The sequence below is a fragment of the Amycolatopsis decaplanina DSM 44594 genome (genome assembly GCF_000342005.1).
Taxonomy (GTDB): Bacteria; Actinomycetota; Actinomycetes; order Mycobacteriales; family Pseudonocardiaceae; genus Amycolatopsis; species Amycolatopsis decaplanina.
The window spans coordinates 49,940-75,457 of sequence record NZ_AOHO01000048.1 but is presented as its reverse complement, the minus strand read 5'-3'; the positions used below and the strand labels follow the sequence as shown (position 1 = coordinate 75,457).

Below are 25,518 nucleotides of genomic sequence, written 5' to 3'. Positions count from 1 at the left end.
GTGCCATGGCGCGCAAGGCCAAAGCCGTCGAGGGCGAAGGCAGGTTTACCCCGAAGAAGGCGAAAAACGCCGTCGCGGTGGCCAAAGTGCTCGGACCGGCCGTACTGCCGGTGATCGCGCCGTACGCCGTTCGAGCGGCGGGGGCCGCCCGAGAGCTATACGACCGTTATCAAGCGAAGAAGCTCGGCGTCGCCGTCGACCAGCTCGGTGAGTTCAGCGGACGCGGTGCCGCACTCCACGCGCGGATCGCGGGGCTGACGCAGGGGCTCGCGGAGCTGAAGAGGTCCGCGAAGGCGACCGACGCCGACGCGGCCTTCGCGAAGGACACCCAGGGGACGCTGGAGCAGCTTTCGGCGACCGTTCGCGCGTCGGAGCGGATGCCCGCCGCGCGACGGAAGGCGGCGCACCGGGCCGTGGCCGGGGAGCTGGACCAGCTCGAGGGGAAGCTGCTGCACCGCCTGGGGGTCTGAGCGGGCGGGACAAAGACGGCGGCTGAAGGGGACCGGGACGGCGGCGAACCGGACCGAGAACGGTCTCCCCAAGGGCGCCCCGCGCCCGACGGAGACTTCACCCGTCGAGCGCCCCTTTCGGGCCGAAGGCCCACGGAAACGTGATGAAGGGGCGCCTCCCCTGCCAACGTGACGTTGACACGAGACGGCGCCCCTTCGGCACGTTTTCGTCAGCGCGAGATTTAAGAAATAAACCCCTTCTTCTTCATCCATTCGTAGGCGACCTCGCCCTGATCACGACCGTCGACGTCGACCTGCTTGCACAGCTCGATCATCTGCTGGTTGTCGAGGGCGGCGGTGACGGTTTCGAGCGGCCCGCGGAGTTCCGGGTGCTGGTTCAGGAATTCCGTCCGCAGCGTCGGCACGGCGTTGTACTGCGGGAACGCCTTCTTGTCGTCTTCGAGGACGCGAAGGTTCAGCCCGGCGATCCGGCCGTCGGTCGTGAAGATCTCGCCGATCGGGCAGGTCCCGCTCGCCACGGCCGAGTAGATCGTGCCGATGCCGAAGTTCTTGATCACCGGGTTCTGGAACCCGTACGCCCGCACGGCGGCGGGGAAACCGTCCTGGCGGCTGGTGAATTCGGTCTCCAGGCAGAACACGTTCTGGTCGGGCTTCCGCTTCAGGAACTCCGCCAGGTCCGACGTCGTCTTCAGGTTGTTCGCCGCGCCGTATGCCTCGGTGACCGCGAAGGCGTACTGGTCGTTGAGCGGCGAGTAGTTCAGCCAGGTGACGCCGAACTTCGCCTCGTCGGCCGCCTTCGTGGCTTCGTACTGGGCTTGTTCCCCTCCGGGGACGGGGAGTTCGTTGCCCTGGTAGTTGATCCAGCCGGTGCCGGTGTACTCCCAGGTGACGTCGGTCTGGCCGGCGAGCAGCGCCTGCCGCGACGAGTTCGAGCCCTTGATGTCGGTCAGGTCGACGACGTCCGCGCCCGCCGCGGAAAGCGCCATCTCGGCCATGTAGCCGAGGATGATGTTCTCGGTGAAGTCCTTCGACCCCACCGTCACCTTGACACCCTTGAGGGATTCGATGGGCTGGATCGACCCGGGTTCGATCTTGTACGGCAGCGCGGTGTTGACCTCGAGCCCGCACGCGGAAAGCGTGCCGCACAACAGGACCGCGCCGAGCAGTGCTTTCAAACGAAGTGCTCCGAGTCGCATTTTCAGCGCAGTCCCTTCGGTCCGAAGAACTGTTCCGCCACCGCGCCGAGCCAGTCCACCAGCAGCGCCAGCGCGACGGCGAGCACCGAGCCGGTGATCAGCACCTTCGTCAGGTTGAGCTTGTAGCCGGTGTCGATGAGCAGGCCGAAACCGCCGGCGTTCACGAACATGCCGAAGGTCGCCGTGCCGACGGCCAGCACCAGCGAGGTCCGCAGACCGGCCAGGATCAGCGGGATGGCCAGCGGGAACTCGACCCGCCACAGCACGCCGGAGGCCGACATGCCGATCCCGCGGCCGGCGTCGATCAGCGCGGGCTCGACCTGCTGGAGGCCGACCATCGTGTTCCGCAGCACCGGAAGCAGCGAGTAGAACGCCAGCGGCAGCGCCGCGACCCACAGCCCGCCGGTGGCGCCGGTGACGATGAACCACAGCACCAGCACACCGAGCGCGGGCGCTGCCTGGCCGATGTTCGCGACCGCCAGGAAGACCGGCGCCGCCCATTTCGCCCAGGGCCGCGTCACGAGCACGCCGAGCGGCACCGCCACGGCGACCACGATCGCGGTGACCACGACGGTCATCGCCAGGTGGTCGCGCAGCGCGGCGAACAGCCCGGCGGCGTTGAGGGTCTCCTTCTCCGTCGCGGTCAGATCGCTGGTGAACACCCAGATCAGCACCCCGGCGACGATCAGCAGCACCGCGGCGGGCTGCGCGAACAGCCGGACCCGTTCCGCGCTTCTCGACGAGGACTCGGTGGAGAACCCGGTATCGACGGCCGTCATGCGGTCACACCTTCCGCCGGGTTGTCGTCGGAGTGCTCCTCGCGCAGCTGCTGGATCGTCGAGATGACGGTGTCGAGCTCGATCGTCCCGGCGTACTCGCCTCGGGCGCCGGTCACCGGGACGCTGCCGCCCTCGGCGAGCATGGCTTCGAGCGCGTCCTGCAGTGTCGACTGGAGGCTGACCGAGTCGCGCAGCGGTTTGCCCGCGCTGGTCAGCGACGCCGACGCGGTCAGCTCGCGGACGTGCACCCACCGCATCGGGCGGCGGCGCTGGTCGAGCACCAGCACGAAATGCTTGCGCTGCCGGGTCAGCTTCTCGCGCACCTCGGACGGCGATTCGCTGACCGTCGCCGTCAGCGCGTCCTGCTTCAGCTCGACGTCGCGGACCCGCAGCAGGGTCAGCTGCTTCAGCGAGGCACCGGCGCCGACGAAACCGGCGACCGTGTCGTCGGCCGGGTTCGCGAGGATCGCGTCCGGAGTGTCGTACTGGAGGATCCTCGACTGGTCGCCGAGCACCGCGATCTTGTCGCCGAGCTTCACGGCCTCGTCGAAGTCATGGGTGACGAAGACGATCGTCTTCTTCAGCTCGGTCTGCAGCCGCAGCAGTTCGTCCTGCAGGTTGCCGCGGGTGATCGGGTCGACCGCGCCGAACGGTTCGTCCATCAGCAGTACCGGCGGGTCCGCCGCGAGCGCCCGCGCGACGCCGACGCGCTGCTGCTGCCCACCGGACAGCTGACGCGGGAAACGGTCGCGGAAATCGGCCGGGTCCAGCCCGACCAGGTCCATCATCTCCTCGACCCGGTCGTCGACCCTCTTCTTGTCCCAGCCGAGCAGCCCCGGCACCACCGCGATGTTCTGCGCGACGGTGAAGTGCGGGAAGAGCCCGGCCTGCTGGATCGCGTAGCCGATGCGGCGGCGCAGGGTGTCGACGTCGAGCTTCAGCGCGTCGTCGCCGCCGATGGTGATGCGGCCCGACGTCGGCTCGATCAGCCGGTTGATCATCCGCATGGTCGTGGTCTTGCCGCAGCCGGACGGGCCGACGAAGACCACGATCTTGCCCGCGGGCACCACCATCGAGAAGTCGTCGACCGCCGGCTCACGGGTGCCGGGGTAGCGCTTCGTGACGTTCTCCAGCTCGATTTCGACGCCGGATACGGTTTCAGGAGACTCAGCCACGGACACCCCTAGAGACGGTCAAACGGTTGATCAGGACGTAAACGGCGTCGAGGACCAGTGCGAGGACGACCACGCCGAGCGTCCCGGTCAGTGCCTGGTTGAGGGAGTTCGTGCTCCCCGCGTTGGTGAGGCCGGAGAAGACCTCCGAGCCGAGGCCCGGGCCCTTCGCGTAGGCCGCGATGACCGCGATGCCCATGAGCATCTGCGTCGCGACCCGCATGCCGGCGAGGATCGCGGGCCAGGCGAGCCGCAGCTCCACCCTGGTCAGCACGCCGAACCGGCTCATGCCGATGCCGCGCGCCGCGTCACTGACCGCCGGATCCACGCCGCTCAGCCCGACGATCGTGTTCCGCACGATCGGCAGCAGCGCGTAGAGCACGAGGGCGATGACGGTGGTGTTCGCGCCGAGACCGAACACCGGGATGAGAAGCCCCAAGAGGGCGAAGGAGGGAACGGTGAGGATCGTGCTCGCCAGCGCCGTGGCCACGGCCGAGCCGATCGGGCTGCGGTAGACGGCGACGCCGATCACCACGCCGAGCACGGCGGCCAGGATCGTGCACTGCACGACCGCGCTGACATGGAGGAGCCCTTGGAGGGCGAGTCTGTCCCACCGATCCGAGATGTACTCGAAGAGGTTCATCGCGTGCTGGTTCTCCCGCCGCCTCTGGGTGAGGCTCCTCACCCATTCGGAGTAGCTGTATCGGGAGCCTGACTACCCAAAAGCCGCGGGGTCAAACCCCTGTTTACCGCCTTTTATCCCGCCAACCTTCCCCATTCGGCCTAATTGGGCAAACGCACGCGCCACCCGGTCGGCATCTTTCCCACTGCTCAACAGCCGGGAGGACATCGACCACCCGACCGGGCGTCGCATACTCTTCATCCCGTGAGTAAGGGCGGTCATCACCGAAGCGCGTTACGCGCTGTACGTGGTGGATTGCTCGGCGTGAGTTCCGCCGCGCTGGCCGTGACCGCTCACCTGATCGGGGACGGCGACTTACCCGATACGGCGATGACGTTGTTGCTCACCGTGCTGATCGGCTGGAACGCCGCCGCGCTCGCCGCGAAGGCCCGCGGACCGATGGCCACCATCGTCGATCTCGGCGCCGGCCAGGTCGTGATGCACCTCGTGCTCAGCTCCCTGAGCAGTCATGAGCTCATGCACACTGTGCCTGCTCGAAGCGGACCCGCCCTCGTCTCGGGCGGACTCGCGATGACCGTCGCGCACGTCGTCGCCACGCTGGTCACCGCGTTGCTGCTGGCCAAAGCCGACGGACTGCTGCTCGGCGTCCTCGACTGCCTGCGCGCGCTGGTCCCGTTCATCCTCAACGCGCTCCCGGTGCCCGCCGCGGTGGCGTCCCCGGTGCTCGCCCGTCCGGCGGGTCCCGGTCACCTCGTCCGCGTGGACCTCCGCCGGGTCCACGGCAGGCGTGGCCCGCCGCTGTTCTCCTGAACCCCAGATCGTCCCCGTACTCCGGCGAGGTCCCCGAACCCGCCGTTTCACTCACGTTCAGGAGTTTTCGTGTCCAAGCACGTCTTCAAGCGCGCCGGTTTCCTGGCCGCGACAGTCGGTATCGCCGGTCTGCTGTCCGCCGGGGTCGCCTCGGCCCACGTCACCGCCAACGTCTACGGCCCCCAGCCCTCGAAGGGCGGCTACGGGTCGATCTTCTTCCGTGTCCCCAACGAGGAGAAGGACGCCGGCACGGTCAAGGTCGAGATCACCCTCAAGCCGGAGTACGCGCTCAGCTCCGTGCGCACCAAGCCGATCCCCGGCTGGAAGGCCGAGGTCGTCAAGTCCAAGCTGCCCGCACCGGTGACCACCGCCTCCGGCACGCAGATCACCGAGGCCGCCACCTTGGTCTCCTGGACCGCGGAGCCCGGCACCAAGATCGCCGCCGGTTCGACCGAGTTCCAGGAGTTCCAGATCAGCGCGGGCCAGTTCCCGACCAATGTCGACGCGATCGAGTTCCCGGCCACCCAGACCTACGAGAACGGCAAGGTCGTCGAGTGGAACCAGCCGACCCCGGCCTCCGGTGAGGAGCCGGAACACCCCGCGCCGAGCGTGAAGCTCGCCGAGAAGAGCGGTGACGGGCACGGCGGTGCCCACGGCACCGACGCGAAGGACTCGGACGACTCGCACGCCGCGTCGTCCTCCTCCGACAACACCGCCCGCTGGCTCGGCGGCGCCGGCCTGGTCGTCGGCGCGCTCGGCCTCGGCGTCGGCGCCGGTGCCACCCTGCGCGCCCGCCGTGCCACCGCCGCTTCCAGCAAGAGCGACACCAAGGGAACCGAGTAAATGCGTAAAGCGATCGTCGCGCTGGCGATCACCGGGGTGGCTTGGCTCGCCACGGCCACCCCGGCGCTGGCGCACAACGTCCTGATCTCCTCGGACCCGGCGAAGGGCGCTTCGATCGCCGCCGGACCCGCGAAGATCACGCTCACGTTCGACCAATACGTCCAGAACGCGAACGTCAACCAGATCGCGGTCATCGGACCGGGCGGCGGCCAGTGGGCCGAAGGCCAGGTCGAAGTCCGCGACAGCGTCGTGTCCGTGCCGCTGCGGCCACTCGGCCCGGCGGGCGAGTACAAGATCGGCTACCGGATCCTGTCCGCGGACGGGCACGCCGTGACCGGTGAGGTGCCGTTCACCCTCACCGCCGCGGGCACCGGGACCCCGGCGAGCGGCGACGCCGCGCGCGGCAACGCGGGCCAGGCCGAGACCACTCCGGCGACCGGCGGCGAAGGCTCGTCCGGGGTGCCGATCTGGGTATGGATCGCGGGCGCCGTCGTGCTGCTCGCCGTCGGACTGACCGTCGCACTGCGCACCGGCGCGGGTGACAAGGAGAAGAGCGGCTCATGACACAGGCCGAGACCACCTCACGCGCCCGCGTCGCCGTCCTGTTCTGCGTGGTGACGGCGGGGATCGTCGGCGCCCTGATCGGTGTCGCGCTGACGGCCACCGCCCCGGTGCCGGGGGTCGCGCAGGTCAGCGAGGTGGTCTCGGTCTCGATCCCGATCGTGCGGGTGCTGCTGGACATCTCGGCGGTCGCCACGATCGGGCTGGCGCTGCTTTCGGTACTGGTCGGCTACGACCGGCCGAAACTCTCCGAGCCGATCATGCGGATCGCGCGGCCGGCGAGTGTCGCGGCCGCGCTGGTCTGGGCGACCACCGCGCTCGTCGCGCTGATCCTGCAGACCGCCGAATACCGGCCGGGTTCCAGCACGCTGTCGATGTCGGACGTCGGGAGCTACATCGCCGACGTCGGCGCCGGGAAGGCGCTGCTGATCGTCGCGGTGCTGGCCCTGCTGCACGCGGGGCTCGGCGTCCTCACGCTGAAACACGGCGAGAAGGTGCCCGCCGAGGTCCGCGTCGGGCTGGGCCTGTTCGCGCTGCTGCCGCTGCCGGTCACCGGGCACGCGTCGAACTGGAACTACCACGACTACACGATGATCTCGATGGAACTGCACGTGATGAGCGCCGTCGCCTGGACCGGCGGGCTCGGCGCGATGGCGGTGCTGCTCGTCGGGAACCGGACACTGCTGGCGCACGCGCTGCCGCGGTTCTCCAAACTGGCGACGCTGTGCCTGATCCTCGGCGCGGCGACCGGGCTGTTCAACGGGCTGATCGAGATCTCGCTCAACCCGTCGCTGGGTTTCTGGGAAGGCGTCTTCACCACGCCGTACGGGCAGTTGGTGCTGCTGAAGCTGTTGTGCACCGGCGTGATCGCGGGCCTCGGCGCCTACACGCGGTGGAAGCTGATGCCGCGGATCATCCGGCACAACCGCACGGCGCTGGCCGCGTGGGCGACGCTGGAACTGACCGTGATGGGGCTCGCGTTCGGCTTCGCCGTCGTCCTCACGCGAGCCCCGGTCGTCCCGACGACCTAGTTCTCGACCGCGTAGCGCAGAAGGACGATGCCGTTGCCGAACGCGGTGGCCTCGACCGGCTTCAGGTCGCGCCGGTCGTGGAAAACGCGCGTTCCCTCGCCGCGTGACACCGGGCAGACCATCATCCGGACCTCGTCGACGAGACCGGCGTCCAGCATGGAGCGCATGAGCGTCAAGCTCCCCCACAGCCACAGGTCCTTGCCGCTCTGTTCCTTGAGCTCACGGATGGTGGCGGCCGGGTCGCGCGTGATGGTCGCGGCGGGAAAGTCGCCCCACGGGGCGGTTTCCAGCTTGGACGAGGCGACGAACTTGGCGAGGTTGTTGAGCTTCTCGCCGTACTCGCCCTGCTCTTCGGCGTGCGGCCAGTAGTCCTTGGACATGGCATAGGTGTTCGCGCCGAGGATCATCGTGTCGACCGAATCGATGAGCCCCATCACGCTCGCCTTGAACGCCGGCTCGGTCTTCTCGGAAAAGGGCTCCCCCGAGACGAAGCCGAGCCCGCCGTCCTTCTCCGCGGCGATGTTGTCGACGGTGACCCACTGCTGAACGATGAGCTTGCGCATGTCCGTCCCTCCGGTTCGCGCGGCCACTCCGGCCGCGTTCGCCCCGGGGACGAAGCCGTCGCGCGGGTCTCGACATCACGGCCGCGAATTCTTCGGGAGCTGTTACACGCCTTGCTCCATCCGGCCGCATTTGGCCGATTTCGCTGTCCTCCTCGGATCTCCACCGGGATGCTCTACGCGTTCGTTGGGGTTAACCCGAAGAGGGGATGGTCGATGGGCGGCCCGTTGCCGGGTGAAAGTGAAGTCAGCACGCCACAGGTACCGCGCCAGCGATCGGCGGTGAAGCTCACCAGGCAGGTGAGTTCGGGCCCACGTCAGCTCCCGCCCGCACCCGCTCATTTCACCAATCGCACGGCCGAGCTCGCGCTGCTCGAGAAGCTGCTGACGCGGGAGGACACCGACGGACCGGCGGTGCACCTGATCAGCGGCCAGGGCGGGATCGGGAAGACGGCGCTGGCCACCGCGTGGGCCCATCACCTCGGCGACCGGTTCCCGGACGGGCACCTCTGGGCGGATCTCGGCGGGTTCAGCACCAACGGCCCGCTCTCCGCCGGCGAAGCGCTCGGCCGGTTCCTCCGCGCCTTGGGCGTCCCGCCGGAGGGGTTGCCCGCGGACGTCGAGGAGCTCACCGCCCTCTACCGCACGACCACCGCCGACCGGCCTTTGCTCGTACTGCTCGACAACGCCGGGTCGACCGAACAGGTGCTGCCCCTGCTGCCCGCCGGCGGGAAAAGCCTCGTGATCGTGACTTCGAGGCGCCGTCTGGGCAGGCTCCAGACCGAACATCGCGCGCGGCTGATCGAGCTGGCCCCCTTCGGTTCCGCGCACAGCGCCGAACTGCTGGGTCGCGCGGTCGGCGCGGAGCGGGTCGACGCCGAAGCAGCTCAGGCGCGGGCCATCGCCGAACTGTGCGGCGGCCTGCCGATCGCTCTCACCACGGTCAGCGCCAGGCTCGCCGGACGGCCGAAGATGTCGCTGGAGAAGATCGCCACCGAGCTGGGGAAGGAATATCGTCGACTGGCCACGCTCTCGACGAAAGAGGCGCAATCGGTGGAAGCCAGTTTCAACCTGTCCTACGACGAACTCCCCTCGGACGCGGCCGCGCTGTACGCGGCACTCGGCCTGCATCCCGGACCCGACTTCGGCGTCGGCGTGGCGGCCGCGTCGATCGCCGTCCGCGAAGAGGTCGCCGACGACCTGCTGGACCAGCTCGTCGACGTCGGCCTGCTGATCGACCGCGGCGACGACCGGTACACCTTCCACGACCTCGCGCGGCTGCACGCCAAGGAGAAGACGGCGGGCAACGAGTACGACCGCGACATCGCGGTGCGCCGCATGCTCGAGTGGTACCTGTTCACGGCCTCCGCGGCCACCGTCATGACGGTCCCCGACCAGGACCCGATCCCGTACCGCTACGAATACCGGCCGCCGACGCCGACGTCGTTCGAGTCCTCCGAGGAGGAACTCGCCTGGCTCGAACTGGAACGCGAGAACCTCATCGCCGCCGTCGAGACCGCCGAAGCGTGGCAACTGCCCGAGCTCGGCTGGCAGCTCGCCGCCGCGATGTGGCCGCTCTTCCTGCTGCGCAAGCACTATCCGGACTTCCTGAAGGTGAGTCAGGCCGGCGTGCGCTGCGCACGGGCGTGGGGCAACGCCTCCGCGGAGGCCCTGATGCACAACCGCAGCGGAGCCGCCTGCCGCGGCACCGGCCGGTACGACGAAGCCGTCGCGCATTACGAGGCGGGTCGCGAAGCCGCGCGGAGGGCCGGGAACGAGGTCGTCGAGATCCGGTCGGTGGAAGGTCTCGGCCTGGTCGCGCTGGCACAGGGCAGGCTCGAAGACGCGGTGAAGTGGTTCACCGACGATCACCGGCTGAGCGAACGCCAGAACCGCACGCACGACATCGGGCTCGCGCTGATCAACCTCGGCTCGACCCAGCTCCGGGCCGGGCGGGCGGAACCCGCGATCGAGCACCTCACCCGGGCTCGCGAGGTCTTGGCCGCCGACCCCTACAACGTGGCCCGCGCCCGGACCGAACTCGGCCGCGCCCTCATCGCGACCGGAGATCTCGCCGCCGCGCGCACCGAACTCGAAGCGTCGCTGGCCACCATGGAGGCCAGCGGGTCGAGGTTCGAGGTGGCCAGGGCGCTGTCCGCCTTCGGCGAGATCGCCGAAGCGGAAGGAAAATCCGACGAGGCCAGGCGGTACTACGACCGGGCGTTGCCCATCCTCGTCGGTCTCGGCCGTCCGGAGGCTGACGCTCTGCGTACACGATTGGAACAGCTCTGACCCGACAGCACCGGTCGACGCAGAGCGATCGGGTGAACTCGCCGAGCCTAATAACACAGCGTAGCTGCAAGTTGCACATTCGGGGGAGTATTAGGCCGAGAGAAGTGATTAGCCCGGACGAATTTGTCACCGCTTGATCGACGAATTCGGACAAGCGACGAACGGTCATTCGTCATCGGCGAATGCACGTGCAGATGCCTGTCCGGACTGGTCACCGATACCGGTTCCAGCGGGCTCCGGTGCGTCCGTTCCGAAGATCGTCCAACCGTTTCCGCAGTTCATCCCGTACGCTGGGATGACTGCGGAGAATCGGGAGAACACTCGTGGTGAGCTTCAGTTCACGGATGGCACGCAGTACCGGGAACCCGGACCACGTGGTCACGTCGAATCCGTACCGCTCGGCGAACACTCGATAACGAGCAGGTGGATCACCGAACCGTTCATGGCCGACGGCGAGCGGCGTGAGATCCCATTCCGGCGGCCCGACACAAGACGAATCGAAATCGCACAGCACCGGCCCGTCCGGACCCGGAATCACATTCCCGGTGTACGCGTCCCCGTGGACCAGGCCCCGGGGCAGGGGGAAGTCGAGGTTCGCGAGCGCGGCTTCGACCTCGGCGCAGCGTTCGAGCAGGAAGCGCCGGTCGCCCTCGTTCAGCTCCTCCGCGTCCGAAACCCGGGCGCGGACCGCGTCGAGCGGCGCCCAATCGGCGAGCCCCTCGGGCGGCTCGAGCGCGTGGACCCGGCGCAGCAGCACGGCGAGGTCGGCCGACTTCGCCTTCCGGCCGGCCTCTGGCACCTTCCACCAGACCGTCACGAGATGCTCGCCGACCGGCAGCGGCTGGTCGAGGCCGGGGACCAGGCGGATGGCGGGCACATCGTGCCGTTCGAAATGCCGCGCGACCCGCACGACCGTGCCGACGCGGTGCCGCAGCAGGGTGGAACCGACGATCCGGACGACGAACGGCGCGCTCGCCAGCTCGTAGACGGCGTTGTTGGTGAACCTCAGCAGCCGGGCGCCTTCGGGGTCCACGCCCAGCACTTCGCACGTCCGCTCGAGGGCGTCACGCAGTATGCCGGGTGTGAACCGGCCGCCCGATCCGGTCGGTTCAGGCGGCGTAGAAGGAATTGAGGCGGTCTGCGAGGTCACGGGCGTCGGCGTTGTTCCGGCGGCGTTCCGCCTCGACCTGCAGCGGCCGCATCCGGTCCTTCACCCGCTCCGACTTGATGCCCTCGGCACAGTCGACGGCCTTCGAACCCACCTTGGCGCCATGGTCGAGATCGCCTTCGAGCAGGTGATTCGTGGCCAGTGCGCTGAGCATGAACGTCTTGCTGCGGGCCATGTCGTCGGTGTAGGACTCGACGGCCTTGCTCAGCGCCGGGATCGCGTACTTGGTGTGCTCGGCGTTCTTCGCGGCGAGCACGGTGTGCACGGTGCCGATCATGGCGTAGACGTCGGTCTCGGTGAAGAACTTGACCCACGATTCGGCCTCGGCCAGGTTGGCGCGGGCGAACTCGTCCTTGCTGCGGCCGAGCAGCTTCACGGCCTGTGCCTCGTTGCCCATCATCGCGTACGCCCACGCCTCGTTGGCGCAGAGCACGGCGACCGCCAGCTCCGAGCCCGATTCCTGGGCGGCGATCTGGCCGAGCTGGAACAGTTTCAGCGCGTCGTTGGGCGCGTCCTGGTGCAGGTAGACACGGCCCATCCGGTAGAGGACGTTGGCGACCAGCGGGTGGTTGTCGCCCTGTTTGGCCAGGTCCAGCGCGTTTGCGAAGTGGCCGCGCGCGGAATCCATGAGGCCGGTGTCGAAGGAGGTCCAGCCCGCGAGGCTGTGCAGGTCGGCGAGCTCGACGTACAGGCGGTTCTTGACCATCTCGGTGCCGTTGGACTCGAGCATCTGCTGTCCCCAAGACAGCTGCGCGACCACGGCGTCGCGGCAGAAACCGCCGCCGTACTGGTAATCGAGGGACCGGAGCGCTCTGGTCGCGGCTTCCACCTGGCGTACGTCGGTCATGCCGATCCGCCCGGGGGCGGGCGTCTTCGCGGGGCCCGCCGACCACGTACCCGATTCCGGACCGAACACCGCCGCACCCATCGTGACCTGGGCGGCGTGTGCGAGGAACCTCCGTCGCTTCACGGACTCGTCCTCCTCCGCCTGCTGGCCGTCGGCAGCGCCGACGACCTTTATCGCTGTCGCCTCGTCATAGGCGAGACCCATGTATCCCCGGGGGACACCAAGGCCGTCAGCGATGCGGGTGAGCACGTCGTACGCCATCACCTGGCGACCCTTGAGGATCTCGGACACCTCGGACTGCGACTGGCCGGTCATCGCGGCGATCTGGCGCTGCGAAACACCGTGCTTGCGCAACAGCCGGTACACGGAGGAGATCTCCCGTGTGGCCAGTGCGGCTCGCATCTCCGGCTGCTCCCAGGCATCCGGCGGCACGGGGTGACTCTGGCGGCTCGAAGCGTCCGAGCCGGCGACAGCGCCGCCACCGATACTGGCGTCCATTGCGCCCCCTCACAGTTCCGTTGGGGTCGAGAAACAGCGTAGGCACACCTATTCAACCGTGCGAAACACCGGATCGCCCGTCGTGATCGGCCCGGCAGAAGTCGTTTGACCGCTTACCGTGAAACCCCGTCCGGTCACCGCTATGACGGCGGTTCGACCTTCTATCGCACCCGGTTTCACATCACTGTAGTTGTCAGATCTCCGTGACCGGCCAGCCACCGGCAGCGATCACGGAGAGCTACCAAGTCTCCGAACCCCCTACAGGTGCGGACACGCGGATACGAAGACGACGTGGAACGAGAGAGCGGAGAAGAGCCAGTGGAGTTCGTGGACTCGATCGCAACAGGCTCCATCACCGCGGGACGGCCCGGTATGGCGACGCGCCACCTGCGTGCGGCCGCACCCCCCGGTCAGCAGGCGGTCGCCGTCGCCCCCGGCGCCAACCGTCCGGTCTCTCCTTCCGCCCCGGTCGACCCCCGTACCGCGAGTGTGCGCCGTTACGAAGGCGGACAGCTGGTCTGGCGGGTGCAGTGCGGCGATCTCATCAGCCGTGAACGCGCCGTCACCGTGTTCGTCGAAGACAACCAGGTGGTTCTCGTCTCGCCGCCAGGAGAGACCGCGCGCCTGACGTCCGGCCAGCTCGGACAGCTCAGGGCAGCGCTCAACGAAGCCGCCAAGATGGCGGAAAGGTAACGGTGAGTTCTCCGTGGATCAGGTCCTAGGGCAAGTCCTCCGCAACGCGGTTTGGGAACGCCTCGACATGCTCTCCGATCTCGCGAACCGGGCCGACGCGCAGTCGCTCGTATCGGTCGCCCGCTCGGAGCTTCCCCGGCTGACCGAAGGCTGGCGCGCGATGCTCCAGGCGCACGAGCCCGACGAGCGCGGGGACTGCCCCACCTGCTCGACCCGCTGGCACAAGTGCAAGGCCCCCTGCTCGGTATGGCAGGTCGCGCACGAGCACCTGGTCGCCGGTGGCCTCGCCCCCCAGCAGACCGCGGCCACCCAGGACCACCGGCGCGAAAACCGCCGCCGCGTCCCCGGGCAGACCCGCGGCGTGAGCCCGGCCGAAACCACCGGCAGGCACGCGCTGGTCAACCCGCGTCGTGCCGCCATCGGCGGCGTGCACGTATAGAAGGCCGGCGAGTGAACGGCGGTCCGAGCGCCCCCTCGGCAACCACGCCACGATCTCGCCTTCGCCGGCAGCGGTTCGCACGTACCCCCGAACGCGACGAGCCGCTCTCGGTAATCACTCCGGTCCCCACCGCGATTAATCGAAAATTATCGGCAGAACACCTAGCGAAGGCAGTAATCGGTCGCTAGGTTGATGATCACAAACGCAGCGCGATACCTGCCCCGAGGCCGCGCTGTCATCCCCCGAACCCCGCGGGCCGGTGCCGTTGCACTCCCCTCCCCCGACCGGCACCGGTCCGCGGTCTCCAACCTCGCTCAGCCGACCGTTTTCACCCGCGTGACCAGCACCGCGGCGATGACGGTGGACAGCGCCGAAGCCGCGAAGAGGCTCGGATACCCGCCAAGGTAGGCCAGGATCGGCGCGGTCAGCATCGGCGCCACCACCTGCGGCAGCGAGTTCGCGATGTTGATGACCCCGAGGTCCTTCGCCCGGTCCTGCGCGGCGGGCAGCACCTGCGTGAGCATCGCCAGCGCGACGGCCATGTACGCGCCGAAACCGACTCCCAGCAACGGTGACGCCGCGAGCGCGGCCGTCCAGTTCTGCCAGACGACCAGCAGCGACGCCGCGACGGCCATCACCGCCGACGCCGCGAGGACGTAAGGCTTGCGGCGTCCCGACTTGTCGGAGAAGTGACCGGCGACGAGCGCGCCGACGACGAGCGCGGCGCCGTAGAGGCCCATCATGATCAACAGGCCGGTGTCCGGGTCTTCGTAGTGCACCGCGTCCTTGAGGAAGAACAGCAGGTACAGCGTCCCGAAGGCGTTGCCGAGGTTGATCATGAAGTGGCAGGCCCACGCCCACGCGAAGTCCGGATGTTTGCGCGGGGAGATCCACAGGTTCGCGAGCACGTCCCGGCTCCGGGCGGACGGCCGGAACGTGACCGGCAGCCGCGCGTCCGGCGTGCGCAGGACGAACGCCGCCGCGCCGGCCAGCACGATGGCCGCGCACACCGCGTACCCCAGCGGGAGACCGGCGAGGTCGAGCATCACCACGACCACCACCGCGCCGAGCACCGTCCCGAGCATCTGGGCGATGCCGACCAGCCCGCCGACCTGCGCGCGCTGGGGTACGGGCACGCGGTCGGCGATGGCCGAGACCAGCATCGCGAGCATCCCGTTCAGGCCCGCCTGGACCAGGCACCAGCCGAGCACCATGACCGCGACGTTCGGCGCGAACGCGAGGACGAGCAACCCGGCCGCGGCGACCCCCGCACCGGCCGCCGTCCACGGATGACGGCGGCCCCTGGCGGAACAGGTGCGGTCCGACAGCAGGCCGACGGCCGGGTTGGCGATCAGCGCGACGACCGCGCCGATCCCGGTGACCAGGCTGAACACGGCTTCCTTGTTGGCCGCGTCGAGCAGTTCGGCCTGCTTCGGCAGGAGAACCTGGATGGGCGCGTAGACCCCGAGCCAGAGTGCGATGTTCGCGAAGAACAGCAGGCTCATCCAACCCGCGCGGACCCTGGCGACCGGTTCGGCGAGCGCCTCGGGCAGTTCCCGGACCTCACTCATGACGGATCAGTTCCCGGTACCAGCCGAAGGAGTCCTTCGGCGTGCGCTTCTGCGTCTCGTAGTCGATGTGCACCAGGCCGAAACGCGGCTGATAGCCCTTCGACCATTCGAAGTTGTCCATCAGCGACCAGACGAAGTACCCGCGGACGTCGACACCGGCGTCCATCGCTTCGCGCACCGCGACCAGGTGACTGTCGAGGAAGTCGATGCGCTCCTGGTCGTGTACGTGCCCGTCTTCGGCGACGACATCGTCGAAACTGCAGCCGTTTTCGGTGATGTAGACGGGCGGGAGGTGCTCCCGGTAGCGCTCGTGGAAGCCGACGAGCAGTTCGCGCAACCCGTGCGGGACGATCGGCGAATCGTTGGTGGTCATGGGATATCCCTCGATCGCACGTAGCTCGAAGGGAAGCGGGTTGCCCTCACCGGGCGCGGCGACGCCTTGCGGCTCGTAGTAGTTCACCCCGTAGAAGTCGAGCGGTTGCGCGATGGTGGGCAGATCGTCGGCGAAATCCCGGGGAAGATGTTCGACGACTTGTTCGGGATAACGGCCGAGCAGCACCGGATCCGCGTAGGTGCGATTGATGAGAGCGTCGATCCATTCGCCCGCGGCCTTGTCCTCCGGCGAATCGGAGGCCGGCCAGATCGGCGAATGATTGTTGGCCGTGCCGACGCTGCGGGCACCCGCCGCGCGGAGGGCCTGGACCGCGAGACCGTGCGCGAGATTCTGGTAGTGCGCGGTGGGGAGCGCATCGAGCAGGAGTGTCTTGCCGGGGGCGTACTCGCCGATCGCGTAGCCGTAGATCGACATGACCATGGGCTCGTTGAGCGGGATCCACATTTTCACCCGATCGGAGAAGCGCTCGCCCAGGATGTCTGCGTACTCACCGAAGCGTTCGGCGGTATCACGGGAGAGCCAGCCGCCCTTGTCCTCGAGCGCCTGCGGGAGATCCCAATGGAAGAGCGTCCCGGTCGGCGCGATGCCGGCGGCACAGACCTCGTCGAGCAATTCGTCATAGAAGGCAAGGCCTTCGGCGTTGGGCTTGCCTTCGCCGTCGGGCTGAATCCTGGGCCAGGCGAAGGACATGCGGTAGGCGCCGACGCCGAGTTCGGCCAAAAGCGCGATGTCCTCGGAGTAGCGGTGGAAGTGATCGGCGGCTATCTTGGCGTGCTCAGCCCGCGCGATCTTTCCCTCCGTTGCGGTGAACGTGTCCCAAATGGACTGCCCTCGGCCGCCTTCCCCGGTCGCCCCCTCGATCTGGAAGGCGGAGGTCGAGACACCCCACAGGAATTCGGACGGGAAGGTCGGATTCTCCACCGGCTACGCACCTTTCCTCTTCAGACTCGGCCGAACATGAAAAGTTCTCAGATACTATGCCTTCACTCGACCGGGGGGAACCCTGTCGGCACGATAAAGTCCCAGATCAGCGAAGGAGGAGCCCGAGTGTCCGACATCCAGGCCGCGAAACCGCAAGCGGAGATCACTCCGCTCCGGCGGCAGCCCGTCCAGCAGCGCAGCGCCAAGCGGGTGGAGCAGATGCTCGACGCCAGCGCCCAGCTGATCGACGAACTCGGTTACGACGCATTGACGACCACGCTGATCGCGAAGCGCGCCGGGGTGGCCGTCGGTTCGCTGTACCAGTTCTTCCCCGACAAGCGGGCCGTGGTGCAGGCACTGACACAGCGGAACCTCGAGCGGTTCGTCGCCTCGGTGTCGGAGACGCTGAACGAACTCGCGCCCGAGCACTGGTGGGACGTCGTGGACTCGATCCTCGACATCTACCTCGCCATGCACCGCGAGGTCCCCGGCTTCTCGAAGGTCCACTTCGGTGACGTCGTGGACCGGCAACTCCTGGACGAGACTCGCGACAACAACGCCGTCATCGTCGACGCGCTCACCGACGTGCTTTCGGCGCGGATCCAGTCGCCGCCGGACGACATCCGGTTCGCGCTGACGATCGCGAACGAGACGGCCGACGCACTGCTGAAGCTGGCCTTCCGTCGTGACCCGCGAGGGGACGAGCGGATCGTGGCGGAGGCGAAGTCGGTGGTGAAGGGATACTTGGCGAGCAAGTTCGGGGCCTGAGCTTTTCCGGGCGGTGTCCCGAGCGCCACGCTTGAGACGTCGAGCGTCCCGTGCGTGGCGCTCCGGACACCTCAGGTCACCGGCGGATCCCCCTTGCTCCATTCGTGTCCACCGGCGCCCGGACTCCGCGCCCCACCAGTCACACGATTCCCAAGAGCCACGCCAAAACCGACCCTGACCTGGCCTTACTCAGTTATCCACATAAGCTGTCCACACCCACCCACAGTTGTGGACAACCCGGCCCCTTCACCCCTCGGAACCCCATCCCCGACACCCCCTCCCGATACGCTGGTGCGGGGCGCGCCCCCCAGGGACGGGTGGGGGGTGGGGTCGCGCTGGATCAGCCGAAGTTTTGCGATTCGCCTCGGTAGGTGGGGACGGTCCGGTCGACGCGGTCGCCGATGACGACGTGGTAGTGCGTGAAGCGTTCGGCGAGCTCGCCCGCCTTCGCGTGGCGTAGCCAGACGCGGTCGCCGAGCCGCAGGTGGCGGGCGGCTTCACCGGAAACGGGGGTCTGCACTTCGCCGGCGCCCTCGAACCCGAGCAGCGAGAGACCTTCGGGCAGGTAAGGCGTCGGGAGCCGCGAAGACTCCGCGGGGCCGGAAGCGATGTAGCCGCCGGAGAAAAGCGTCGCGACCTTCGGCGCCGGACGGCGGACGACGGGGAGCGCGAACATCGCGGCGGGGCGCGGCGAGAAGTGCGCGTAGCCGTCGAAGAGGGTCGGCCCGATCAGGCCCGAGCCCGCCGCGATTTCGGTGACGGCCGCTTCGGCACCGGTCGACTCCACGCTGCCGCTGCCGCCGCCGTTGACGAACTCCAGATCCACCAGGGCCGAGACAGCACGAACCGCGGCCGCGCGACGCTTCGCGATTTCCACAATGGACTTCCGCTGCATCCAGCCGATGACGGAGTTCTTGACCCCGCCGCCGGCCGCGTCGCCGAGCCCGGCGATCTGGCCTTCGTACGCCATCATCCCGACGAGCCGGAACCCCTTGCGGGACAGGATGGTCCGCGCCAGATCCGCGGCCTGCCGCGGACTGAACACCGGCGAGCGCCGGGTGCCGACATGTACTCCGGGCAACGGCCGCCACGAAGCGTCGAGTTCCAGGCAGACACGGATTTCGGGATGCCCCTGCCCCAGCGCGGCATCGACCAGATCGAGATGTTCGGGCGAGTCGACCATGATCGAGATCGCCTCCCGCGCCCGGTCGTTCGCCGCCAGCCGCCGCAGGGCGCCGTGGTCGGCGGTCGGGTACGCCACCACGATGTCCTCGGACGTCCCCTGCTCGACATGCCAGACGGCTTCGGCGAGTGAGTAGCACATGAGGCCTTCGAAGCCTGGCCGCGCGAGAACCCGTTCGAGCAGATATCGGCAGCGCACGGATTTGCTGACCACGCGGATCGGCTTCCCGGCGGCCCGCCGCAGCAGGTCGGCGCCGTTCGCGTCGAACGCATCCAAGTCGACAACCGCGAACGGAGGATCCAGATCCTTCGTCGCCAAGTCGTACACCGTCGCACTGGTCACCCGCACTAAGGTACGACAGAAGGGCTTGAAACGCGAATACTATTCACTTACTGTTTCGGCACTCGAACATCTCAAGAGCAGAAGCTCACGAAACGGGTGGCTCATGACACGGTGGAGCAACTGGGCCGGCACCGCGACGGCGTCGCCGCTGCGTGTGCATCGGCCGCGTGACACGGACGCGATCGCCGAGGCGGTCGGCCGGTCCGCCGCGGACGGACGGCGCCTGCGCCCGCTGGGCAGCGGACACTCTTTCACCGCGATCGCCGCGGCGGATTCGGACGCCATGGATCTGACCGGCTGGACAGGGATCGCGTCGGCCGACGTCGCGAAAGGCCTGGTCACGGTCCGTTCGGGCACCACGCTCAAGCAGCTCAACGCCGAACTCGACGCGCTGGGCCTTGCGATGACCAACCTCGGTGACATCGACGCGCAGACCGTCGCGGGCGCGATCTCCACCGGCACCCACGGCACCGGCGCCCGGCTCGGCGGGATCGCCACCCAGATCGCCGCGCTCGAACTCGTGCTCGCCGACGGCACCGTGGTCACCTGCTCGGCGGACGAGCGGCCCGGCCTCTTCGCCGCCGCGAGGGTCGGACTCGGCGCGCTCGGCGTCATCAGCACGGTCACCCTACGGTGCGAACCGTCGTTTCTGCTCTCCGCCCAGGAGCGGCCGGAACCACTCGAACAGGTCCTCGAAGGCTTCGATCAGTTCGCCGACGAGAACGACCACTTCGAGTTCTACTGGTTCCCCTACGGCAAGAACGCACTGGTCAAGCGCAACAACCGGCTTCCGGCGGGCAGCGAACGCAGGCCGTTGAGCAAGGCGAAGGAATTCATCGACTACGAGGTCACGGAGAACCTCGCGTTCGGCGGCCTGTGCCGTCTCGGCCGCGCGGTGCCGAAACTCGTGCGGCCGCTCGGCCGATTCGCCTCGAACGTCCTCTCCGCCCGCGAGTACAGCGACACGTCGCATCGCGTCTTCGTGACCCATCGCGGCGTGCGGTTCGTCGAGTCGGAGTACGCGATCCCCCGCGAATCGCTGCACGACGTCTTCGCCGAACTCCGCGCGTTCGTCCCGAAGCTGGAGAAGCCGGTCGCGTTCCCGGTCGAGGTGCGCGTCGCCGCCGCGGACGACATCTGGCTTTCGACCGCGAACGGCCGCGACTCCGCCTACATCGCGATCCACCAGTTCGTCGGCATGCCCTACCGCGAGTACTTCGCCGGATTCGCGTCGATCGTCGGCGAGGTCGGCGGCCGCCCGCACTGGGGCAAAATGCACGACCTCGACGCCGCGACCCTCCGCTCGCGTTACCCGCGGTTCGACGACTTCACGCGGGTCCGTAAGGAGGTGGACCCGGCCGGGGTCTTCACGAACACCTACCTCGACCGGGTCCTCGGAACTCCTTAAGCCGGTTCGAAGAGCGCGCTGACCGACTCTCCGTTGTGGATCCTCCGCATCGCCTCCGCCAGCGCGGGCGCGATCGACAGGACCCGCAGCTTCGGCCCCTGCTCCTCCGGCGGGATCGGCACCGTGTTGGTGCAGACGATCTCCAGCACGTCATCCTGCTCGCCGATCCGCTTCAGCGCGCCGCTGGAGAACAACCCGTGCGTGCAGGCGACACGGATCGAGCGCGGCTTCAGTTCCCGCAACTTCGAGAGCAGCTCGATCACCGTGCTGCCCTTGGCGATCTCGTCGTCGAGGACGATCACGTCGCGGCCGGTGATCTCACCGATCACGGAGCTGATCTCGACCCTGTCATCGGCGAAGCGCTGCTTCGCGCCGGCGGCGACCTGAACGCCGAGCAGCCGGGCGAAATGCGCGGCCTCCTTGGCGTTGCCGAGGTCCGGCGAGACCACGGTGGTCGAGGAAAGGTCGTACTGGCGGAAGTGCTTGGCCAGCTCCTGCAACGCGTGCAGGTGATCGACCGGAACGCTGAAGAAGCCGTGCACCTGCGGCGAGTGCAGCGTCATCGCGAGGACGCGATCGGCGCCGGCGGTCGCCATCAGGTCGGCGACGAGACGGCCGCCGATCGAGATCCGCGGCGCGTCCTTCTTGTCCGAGCGGGCGTACGAATAGTGCGGCATGACGACGGTGATCCGCTTGGCCGACGCGCCCCGCGCGGCGTCCAGCATCAGCAGCAGTTCGACGAGGTGTTCCTGCACCGGCCGCACCAGTGGCTGGATCAGGAAGACGTCGCGCTCGCGGCAGTTCGCCTCCAGCTGGACTTCGAGACAGTCGTTGGCGAACCGCTGCACCTTCACGGGTTGCAGAGGAACACCGAGATGGGCGCAGATCTCTTCGGCGAGCTCGGGATGTGCGCTGCCACTGAAGACCGCGATGTCCTCGCGCAAGGACCTTCTCCGTTCACTTAACTGACGGATTACGTCCACACACTAGCTTTCACAGAGCGGAAACAGCCTGAGAGATAGCAGTATCACCTGAGATCGCTTCGAGGACGCGTCCCGCCGTCGACGGGTTGTCGAGCAGCGCGACGAGGATCGCGGCGACGTCCTGACGCGGAATGGGCCCGCGCCCGGTGGACTCGGCGATCAGGATCTCGCCGGTGCCTTCGTCGTTGGTGAGCTGCCCAGGGCGCAGGATCGTCCATTCGAGATCGCGGGCGCGCAGGTCGTCTTCGGCCGCCTTCTTGGCCTTGAGGTAGATCCGGAAATCGTCCGGGACGTCCGCGGTCTCCCATTTGTCCGCCCCCATCGAGCCGACCTGGATATGCCGCCGGACGCCCGCCCGTTCGGAGGCGGCCGCGAAGAGTTCGGCGGCCGCTCTGTCCACAGTGTCCTTGCGAGCCGTGCCGCTGCCGGGCCCGGCGCCCGCCGCGAAGACGGCGGCGTCGGCACCGTCGAGCACCTTGGCGACGGCGTCCACATCGGACTTTTCCAGGTCGAGGACGACCGCTTCGGCACCGGCCGCCTCGAGATCGGCGACGTGATCGGGGTTGCGCACGATCCCCACCGCCTGATCACCGCGGGCGGCGAGGAGCTTCTCCAGCTTCAGCGCGATCTGTCCGTGTCCACCTGCAATGACGACTCGCATGTTCGCGAGCCTAACGGGTTCAGTCGACTTCGGCAGGAAGCTCGGTTTCGCGCAGCAGCTGGTCGTAGACGACCTCGTTGACCAGGCGCGAGACCGGGTCCTCGTCGAGGATCATGCGCTCGCTGTGGCCCTCGAGGTCGAGGTCGGCCACCGCGTTGGGGTCGGCGGTGACGATGCCGAGCCCGTAGGCGCGGGCACGCGGCAGGCAGTTGCCGACGTAGTCCTCCGTCAGTACGGCTGGCGATGGGAGCACCATCGCGGCCTCGCCGTAACGCGCGAACGGGACCGCGGAGGCCATCGCGGTGCGCCAGTGCCGGGCGACCGCGAGGACGCCGATGATCTCGGCGGCCGGCGCGGGTGCGGTCGCGGCCAGCTCTGGCCATGTCCAGGTGTCGACGGTGGCGCGATCGATGACGGGCCCCATGCCCATCGCGATGCGCTCGGCGTGCACGTCGGTACGGAGCCGGGCGACCACGCAGATCTTGCGGCCGAGCACGGTGGTTTCCGGCAAGACGATGCCGTTCCAGCCGAGCAGGGCCGCCGCCTTGCGCGAAAGCTCCCCGACGCTCGCGGGCAGTTCGATCGGCGGTACCACCCGGCTCGGCAGTGACCGGCTGCGCTTCGCGCCACCGGCGACCGTCGAGCTCTCCATGTTCGGTGTAGCCGCCACGTTCCGCCTCCTTCGAACCTGGTTTCCCTAGGGCTCTTATCCCGTGCCACCTCGGTGGAAGCGGCACATGACCTGTCTAACAGGGCGGGGAGGCGGCGGCGCCGGACAACGCGAGTGGCTGCGATCGGCGGCGCCTTGTCATCGGTGACCGGTCGGTAGGCGGTCGTCGGACTTCAGTCCGACCGTGCCGCCAACCGAGTGAGGAAGAGGTAAGTGGTGTTACTCGGCGTCTCCGAACGGTCACGAGTACGGACCGACCGCCGCCGAACACCGGCGTGGCAAGAGAAGCAAAATCGTTAGACCATTCAGCCCAGTGAATACTCATTCCACAGTGGACCTTCGCGGTCAGGTCAGGAGATCGTCGCTGTGCGGAGGAGTTCTTCGACTCCCGGTGTCCGCCACTCGTCCATCACGACGATCTGCCTGTCCACAAGGAACCAGATCCGCTGGGTCACTTGCGCCTCACCGCTGCCGCCCGTCTGTCCACGAGGAACACACTGGATCGTCCACTCCTCGTAGGTCGCCGTCGTCCCGCCCACCGGTGCGGTGGTGGAAACCGTCCGGACGGCGTCACCCTTTTGGCGGAGGTCCTTCCGCCCGGCGGCGTTGCAGGCCCGGCCGCCCGCGCTGCGCCGGTAGAACTCCCCTGGCCGGTACGGCGGCTGTTCGGCGGACTGCCGGGTGTTGTCCGTGAGAAGGACGTACTTGCAGTTGAAGTACTTCTTGGGGTCCGGGCAGCTCGCGTCGACGAGCACCTTCTCCAGTCCCTGCGAAACCACGGACCAACCCTGCGGAAGATGCAGGGTCAGCGCACCCGCCGAGACGTCGGTGACCCCTTGCGCGGGTGGGGCGGACGACGTGCCTTTGACCACTTTTCCACTGGTCACACCGTCGACGAGCGCCGGGTTCAGCAGATCGGCCACCTTGTCGTAGGGCAGCGTGAAGTCCTGGACACCGCAGGCGGTGGAGAAGCCCAGGTCGGTCAGGTTGGCGGTGACCTCGACGGCCGTCGGCGTGAACGCGAGCCACACCTTCGGCTCGTCGGTGAGATCCGCCGGACGGAGAGGTCGGTACGGGAAAGTGGAGGTCGGGGCGCCGCACTGCTCCTTGCCGGGCCAGATCCGCTCGGTCAGCGCCCGCAGGCCGTCGTCGGTGAACTTCCCGGGCGCGAACAGCTCGGCGGGGGTGAGCGCCTTGCCCTCCTTGAGGTCGATCGTCACCGTGGCGCGGCCGTAACCCCAGGTCGGGTGCGGTTTGTTCACGAGGTCGTGCGTGTAGCGCACCGAGAGGTACCGCTCGTTCTGCGCGCGCACGTCGGCCTTCGTGACCAGCGTGTACGGGCCGCGTTCCGGCTCCAGCTCGGCGGCGCCGGGGCCGGTTTTGCGGTTCCAGTCGTCGATCGGCGCGGTCAGAGCGTCGTTGACCCGCTTCAGCCAGGCTTGATCGGGCGAACCGGTCACCTCCGGGTAGTCCCCGTTGTAGGCGAGGTTCGTACCGGGCACGGTCCCGGTCCGGGTCTTCATGGCGACCTTGAGCGCGACGGCCTGCTGAGTGGTCGGCGGTGATGGCGGCGGGGTGCTCGCGTCGGAGAAGACCACCACCGAGCCGACCACGGCGGCCGTCGCCGCGACGACCCCGATGGCGATCTTCAGCCCGGCCGCGATCCCGCCGGTCGACGCGGCCGCCGCGCCCGTTCCGGCGGCGGCGACCCCGGGCGCGGCCGCCGTACCGGCGCCGAGCAGGACCAACGGCGTCGCCGCGGCGAGCACGCCAGCCGCCTTCGCCAGCCGTGACCAGCCCTTGCGCTCCCATTCGTCGCCGTACCCCGCGCGGGCGACGCGTTCCAGTTCGCTGACGAACATGAGGGCGTCGACCGGTCGTTTCGACGGGTCCTTCGCCATTCCCAGCGCGACGATCTCGTGCACCGGCGGGGGTACTTCGCCGAACGGGATGGGCGCGTGTTCGTGCAGCGTGCGGAGTACTTCGGTCTGTTCGGCCTCGTACGGCCGATGCCCGGTGACGCACTGGAAGAACACGCAGGTCGCGGCGTAGACATCGGTCGCGGGAGTGGCTTGCCCGCCGGACCACTGCTCGGGCGCCATATACGCGGGCGTGCCGACGGACGGGCCTCGTTCACCCGCCAGGACGGCCGTGCCGAAGTCGACCAGTTTGCTCTCGCCGGTGTCGGCGACGAGGACGTTGGCCGGTTTGTAGTCCCGATGGACGACGTTGGCGGAGTGCGCCGCGGCCAGTCCGAGCAGCGAACCCTTCAGTACCGCAAGGGCGGCTTCGGGTTCGAGAGCGCCTTCGGCCTGGAGCACCGAACGCAGGGAGACACCGTTGATCGCTTCCATGACGATCGCCGCGCCCTGCGGCGTCTCGAAGAACTCGTACAGCTTCACGACGTGCGGGCTCGACACCCGGTGCAGCGCCAGCGCCTCCTGGCGGAACGCGTCGAGATAGGCGGGCTCGGCGGCGAAGTGGGAGAAGAGGTACTTGATCGCGACGAAGTGGCCGGTGTTGTCCTGGCGTGCGAGCACCACGCGGCCGAAGGTGCCCGTGCCCAGCTGCTCCAACTCGGTGAAGCCGGGCAATCTCCACTCGTCGTTCACGTC

24 protein-coding genes are annotated in these 25,518 nt (G+C 68.3%); 10 read left to right on the top strand and 14 right to left on the bottom strand.

What is annotated here, in order from left to right; genetic code table 11:
- Nucleotides 1-5 precede the first annotated feature (5 nt).
- On the top strand, nucleotides 6-470 hold the full coding sequence (locus H074_RS12890) for a DUF6474 family protein (protein ID WP_007030481.1): 465 nt from the start codon (nucleotides 6-8) through the stop codon (nucleotides 468-470).
- A gap of 221 nt (nucleotides 471-691) precedes the next feature.
- Here H074_RS12890 and H074_RS12885 read toward each other — a convergent pair whose 3' ends face one another.
- Genes H074_RS12885 through H074_RS12870 form a run of 4 tightly spaced genes read right to left on the bottom strand, consistent with a single transcriptional unit; the run spans nucleotide 692 to nucleotide 4,260 of the window.
- A complete protein-coding gene (locus H074_RS12885; RefSeq protein WP_039922322.1) occupies nucleotides 692-1,666 on the bottom strand; it encodes a glycine betaine ABC transporter substrate-binding protein in 975 nt (324 codons plus the stop codon).
- 2 nt (nucleotides 1,667-1,668) lie between these two features.
- Nucleotides 1,669-2,445: an ABC transporter permease gene (locus H074_RS12880; RefSeq protein WP_007030479.1), complete on the bottom strand. Its 777-nt coding sequence runs from the start codon at nucleotides 2,443-2,445 to the stop codon at nucleotides 1,669-1,671.
- Nucleotides 2,442-3,626 (bottom strand): ABC transporter ATP-binding protein, encoded by a 1,185-nt coding sequence (locus H074_RS12875; RefSeq protein ID WP_420805377.1) that lies wholly within the window; start codon nucleotides 3,624-3,626, stop codon nucleotides 2,442-2,444. The genes H074_RS12880 and H074_RS12875 overlap by 4 nt, the downstream gene beginning before the upstream one ends.
- Entirely contained in the window at nucleotides 3,613-4,260 is a 648-nt protein-coding gene (locus H074_RS12870) for an ABC transporter permease (RefSeq protein WP_007030477.1), read from the bottom strand. The genes H074_RS12875 and H074_RS12870 overlap by 14 nt, the downstream gene beginning before the upstream one ends.
- A gap of 303 nt (nucleotides 4,261-4,563) precedes the next feature.
- On the opposite strand from H074_RS12870, the gene H074_RS12865 reads away from it, so the two are divergent.
- From H074_RS12865 to H074_RS12850, 4 genes are all read left to right on the top strand, one after another.
- The gene (locus H074_RS12865; RefSeq protein ID WP_007030476.1) at nucleotides 4,564-5,070 is read left to right on the top strand and encodes a hypothetical protein; all 507 of its coding nucleotides are present in this window, start codon (nucleotides 4,564-4,566) and stop codon (nucleotides 5,068-5,070) included.
- 69 nt (nucleotides 5,071-5,139) lie between these two features.
- Entirely contained in the window at nucleotides 5,140-5,913 is a 774-nt protein-coding gene (locus H074_RS12860; RefSeq protein ID WP_007030475.1) for a YcnI family copper-binding membrane protein, read from the top strand.
- A complete protein-coding gene (locus tag H074_RS12855) occupies nucleotides 5,914-6,477 on the top strand; it encodes a copper resistance CopC family protein (RefSeq protein WP_007030474.1) in 564 nt (187 codons plus the stop codon). It begins immediately after the preceding gene.
- Complete coding sequence (locus H074_RS12850; protein WP_007030473.1) at nucleotides 6,474-7,505, top strand: copper resistance D family protein; 1,032 nt, start codon at nucleotides 6,474-6,476, stop codon at nucleotides 7,503-7,505. The genes H074_RS12855 and H074_RS12850 overlap by 4 nt, the downstream gene beginning before the upstream one ends.
- Here H074_RS12850 and H074_RS12845 read toward each other — a convergent pair.
- Nucleotides 7,502-8,068 carry a dihydrofolate reductase family protein gene (locus tag H074_RS12845; protein WP_007030472.1) on the bottom strand — a complete coding sequence of 189 codons (567 nt, stop codon included), beginning with the start codon at nucleotides 8,066-8,068 and terminating at the stop codon, nucleotides 7,502-7,504. The two genes, H074_RS12850 and H074_RS12845, sit on opposite strands and share 4 nt — an antisense overlap.
- Before the next feature lie 279 nt (nucleotides 8,069-8,347).
- Here H074_RS12845 and H074_RS12840 point away from each other — a divergent pair, with 279 nt between their 5' ends.
- Nucleotides 8,348-10,357 (top strand): tetratricopeptide repeat protein, encoded by a 2,010-nt coding sequence (locus H074_RS12840; RefSeq protein WP_235096743.1) that lies wholly within the window; start codon nucleotides 8,348-8,350, stop codon nucleotides 10,355-10,357.
- Between the two features lie 211 nt (nucleotides 10,358-10,568).
- On the opposite strand, the gene H074_RS12835 is transcribed toward H074_RS12840, so the two are convergent.
- Nucleotides 10,569-11,507, bottom strand: a complete 939-nt coding sequence (locus H074_RS12835; RefSeq protein ID WP_268744762.1) for a phosphotransferase family protein — start codon at nucleotides 11,505-11,507, stop codon at nucleotides 10,569-10,571.
- Nucleotides 11,467-12,870 carry a helix-turn-helix transcriptional regulator gene (locus H074_RS12830; RefSeq protein ID WP_007030469.1) on the bottom strand — a complete coding sequence of 468 codons (1,404 nt, stop codon included), beginning with the start codon at nucleotides 12,868-12,870 and terminating at the stop codon, nucleotides 11,467-11,469. The genes H074_RS12835 and H074_RS12830 overlap by 41 nt, the downstream gene beginning before the upstream one ends.
- Before the next feature lie 318 nt (nucleotides 12,871-13,188).
- Between H074_RS12830 and H074_RS12825 the strand changes: the two genes are divergently transcribed.
- Both H074_RS12825 and H074_RS12820 read left to right on the top strand, forming a co-directional pair.
- Entirely contained in the window at nucleotides 13,189-13,563 is a 375-nt protein-coding gene (locus H074_RS12825) for a hypothetical protein (protein ID WP_007030468.1), read from the top strand.
- Nucleotides 13,564-13,576: 13 nt separating this feature from the next.
- A complete protein-coding gene (locus H074_RS12820; RefSeq protein ID WP_007030467.1) occupies nucleotides 13,577-14,002 on the top strand; it encodes a hypothetical protein in 426 nt (141 codons plus the stop codon).
- 314 nt (nucleotides 14,003-14,316) lie between these two features.
- Here H074_RS12820 and H074_RS12815 read toward each other — a convergent pair whose 3' ends face one another.
- Complete coding sequence (locus H074_RS12815) at nucleotides 14,317-15,573, bottom strand: MFS transporter (RefSeq protein ID WP_007030466.1); 1,257 nt, start codon at nucleotides 15,571-15,573, stop codon at nucleotides 14,317-14,319.
- On the bottom strand, nucleotides 15,566-16,888 hold the full coding sequence (locus H074_RS12810; RefSeq protein WP_007030465.1) for a GH1 family beta-glucosidase: 1,323 nt from the start codon (nucleotides 16,886-16,888) through the stop codon (nucleotides 15,566-15,568). The genes H074_RS12815 and H074_RS12810 overlap by 8 nt, the downstream gene beginning before the upstream one ends.
- Nucleotides 16,889-17,014: 126 nt before the next feature.
- On the opposite strand from H074_RS12810, the gene H074_RS12805 reads away from it, so the two are divergent.
- Nucleotides 17,015-17,656, top strand: coding sequence for a TetR/AcrR family transcriptional regulator (locus tag H074_RS12805; protein WP_007030464.1), 642 nt, complete (start codon nucleotides 17,015-17,017; stop codon nucleotides 17,654-17,656).
- Between the two features lie 340 nt (nucleotides 17,657-17,996).
- Here the strand turns inward: H074_RS12805 and H074_RS12800 are convergent, their stop codons facing one another.
- Nucleotides 17,997-19,181 carry an amino acid deaminase/aldolase gene (locus tag H074_RS12800; RefSeq protein WP_039922500.1) on the bottom strand — a complete coding sequence of 395 codons (1,185 nt, stop codon included), beginning with the start codon at nucleotides 19,179-19,181 and terminating at the stop codon, nucleotides 17,997-17,999.
- A 103-nt stretch (nucleotides 19,182-19,284) separates the two neighbouring features.
- On the opposite strand from H074_RS12800, the gene H074_RS12795 reads away from it, so the two are divergent.
- The gene (locus H074_RS12795) at nucleotides 19,285-20,589 is read left to right on the top strand and encodes a D-arabinono-1,4-lactone oxidase (protein ID WP_007030462.1); all 1,305 of its coding nucleotides are present in this window, start codon (nucleotides 19,285-19,287) and stop codon (nucleotides 20,587-20,589) included.
- Here the strand turns inward: H074_RS12795 and H074_RS12790 are convergent.
- The 4 genes from H074_RS12790 to H074_RS12775 all read right to left on the bottom strand — a co-directional run bounded on the left by H074_RS12790 (nucleotide 20,586) and on the right by H074_RS12775 (nucleotide 25,515).
- Nucleotides 20,586-21,533 carry a ribose-phosphate diphosphokinase gene (locus H074_RS12790; protein ID WP_007030461.1) on the bottom strand — a complete coding sequence of 316 codons (948 nt, stop codon included), beginning with the start codon at nucleotides 21,531-21,533 and terminating at the stop codon, nucleotides 20,586-20,588. The two genes, H074_RS12795 and H074_RS12790, sit on opposite strands and share 4 nt — an antisense overlap.
- Nucleotides 21,534-21,582: 49 nt before the next feature.
- The gene (locus tag H074_RS12785; protein ID WP_007030460.1) at nucleotides 21,583-22,233 is read right to left on the bottom strand and encodes an NAD(P)H-binding protein; all 651 of its coding nucleotides are present in this window, start codon (nucleotides 22,231-22,233) and stop codon (nucleotides 21,583-21,585) included.
- Nucleotides 22,234-22,252: 19 nt separating this feature from the next.
- Entirely contained in the window at nucleotides 22,253-22,903 is a 651-nt protein-coding gene (locus tag H074_RS12780; protein ID WP_039922316.1) for a hypothetical protein, read from the bottom strand.
- A gap of 350 nt (nucleotides 22,904-23,253) precedes the next feature.
- Nucleotides 23,254-25,515, bottom strand: coding sequence for a serine/threonine-protein kinase (locus H074_RS12775; protein WP_235096742.1), 2,262 nt, complete (start codon nucleotides 25,513-25,515; stop codon nucleotides 23,254-23,256).
- Nucleotides 25,516-25,518 lie beyond the last annotated feature (3 nt).

Coding starts and splice junctions, on each gene's coding strand:
- H074_RS12890 (WP_007030481.1), top strand. CDS start 6: ATGGCGCGCAAGGCCAAAGCCGTCGAGGGCGAAGGCAGGTTTACCCCG.
- H074_RS12885 (WP_039922322.1), bottom strand. CDS start 1,666: ATGCGACTCGGAGCACTTCGTTTGAAAGCACTGCTCGGCGCGGTCCTG.
- H074_RS12880 (WP_007030479.1), bottom strand. CDS start 2,445: ATGACGGCCGTCGATACCGGGTTCTCCACCGAGTCCTCGTCGAGAAGC.
- H074_RS12870 (WP_007030477.1), bottom strand. CDS start 4,260: ATGAACCTCTTCGAGTACATCTCGGATCGGTGGGACAGACTCGCCCTC.
- H074_RS12855 (WP_007030474.1), top strand. CDS start 5,914: ATGCGTAAAGCGATCGTCGCGCTGGCGATCACCGGGGTGGCTTGGCTC.
- H074_RS12850 (WP_007030473.1), top strand. CDS start 6,474: ATGACACAGGCCGAGACCACCTCACGCGCCCGCGTCGCCGTCCTGTTC.
- H074_RS12845 (WP_007030472.1), bottom strand. CDS start 8,068: ATGCGCAAGCTCATCGTTCAGCAGTGGGTCACCGTCGACAACATCGCC.
- H074_RS12830 (WP_007030469.1), bottom strand. CDS start 12,870: ATGGACGCCAGTATCGGTGGCGGCGCTGTCGCCGGCTCGGACGCTTCG.
- H074_RS12815 (WP_007030466.1), bottom strand. CDS start 15,573: ATGAGTGAGGTCCGGGAACTGCCCGAGGCGCTCGCCGAACCGGTCGCC.
- H074_RS12795 (WP_007030462.1), top strand. CDS start 19,285: ATGACACGGTGGAGCAACTGGGCCGGCACCGCGACGGCGTCGCCGCTG.
- H074_RS12785 (WP_007030460.1), bottom strand. CDS start 22,233: ATGCGAGTCGTCATTGCAGGTGGACACGGACAGATCGCGCTGAAGCTG.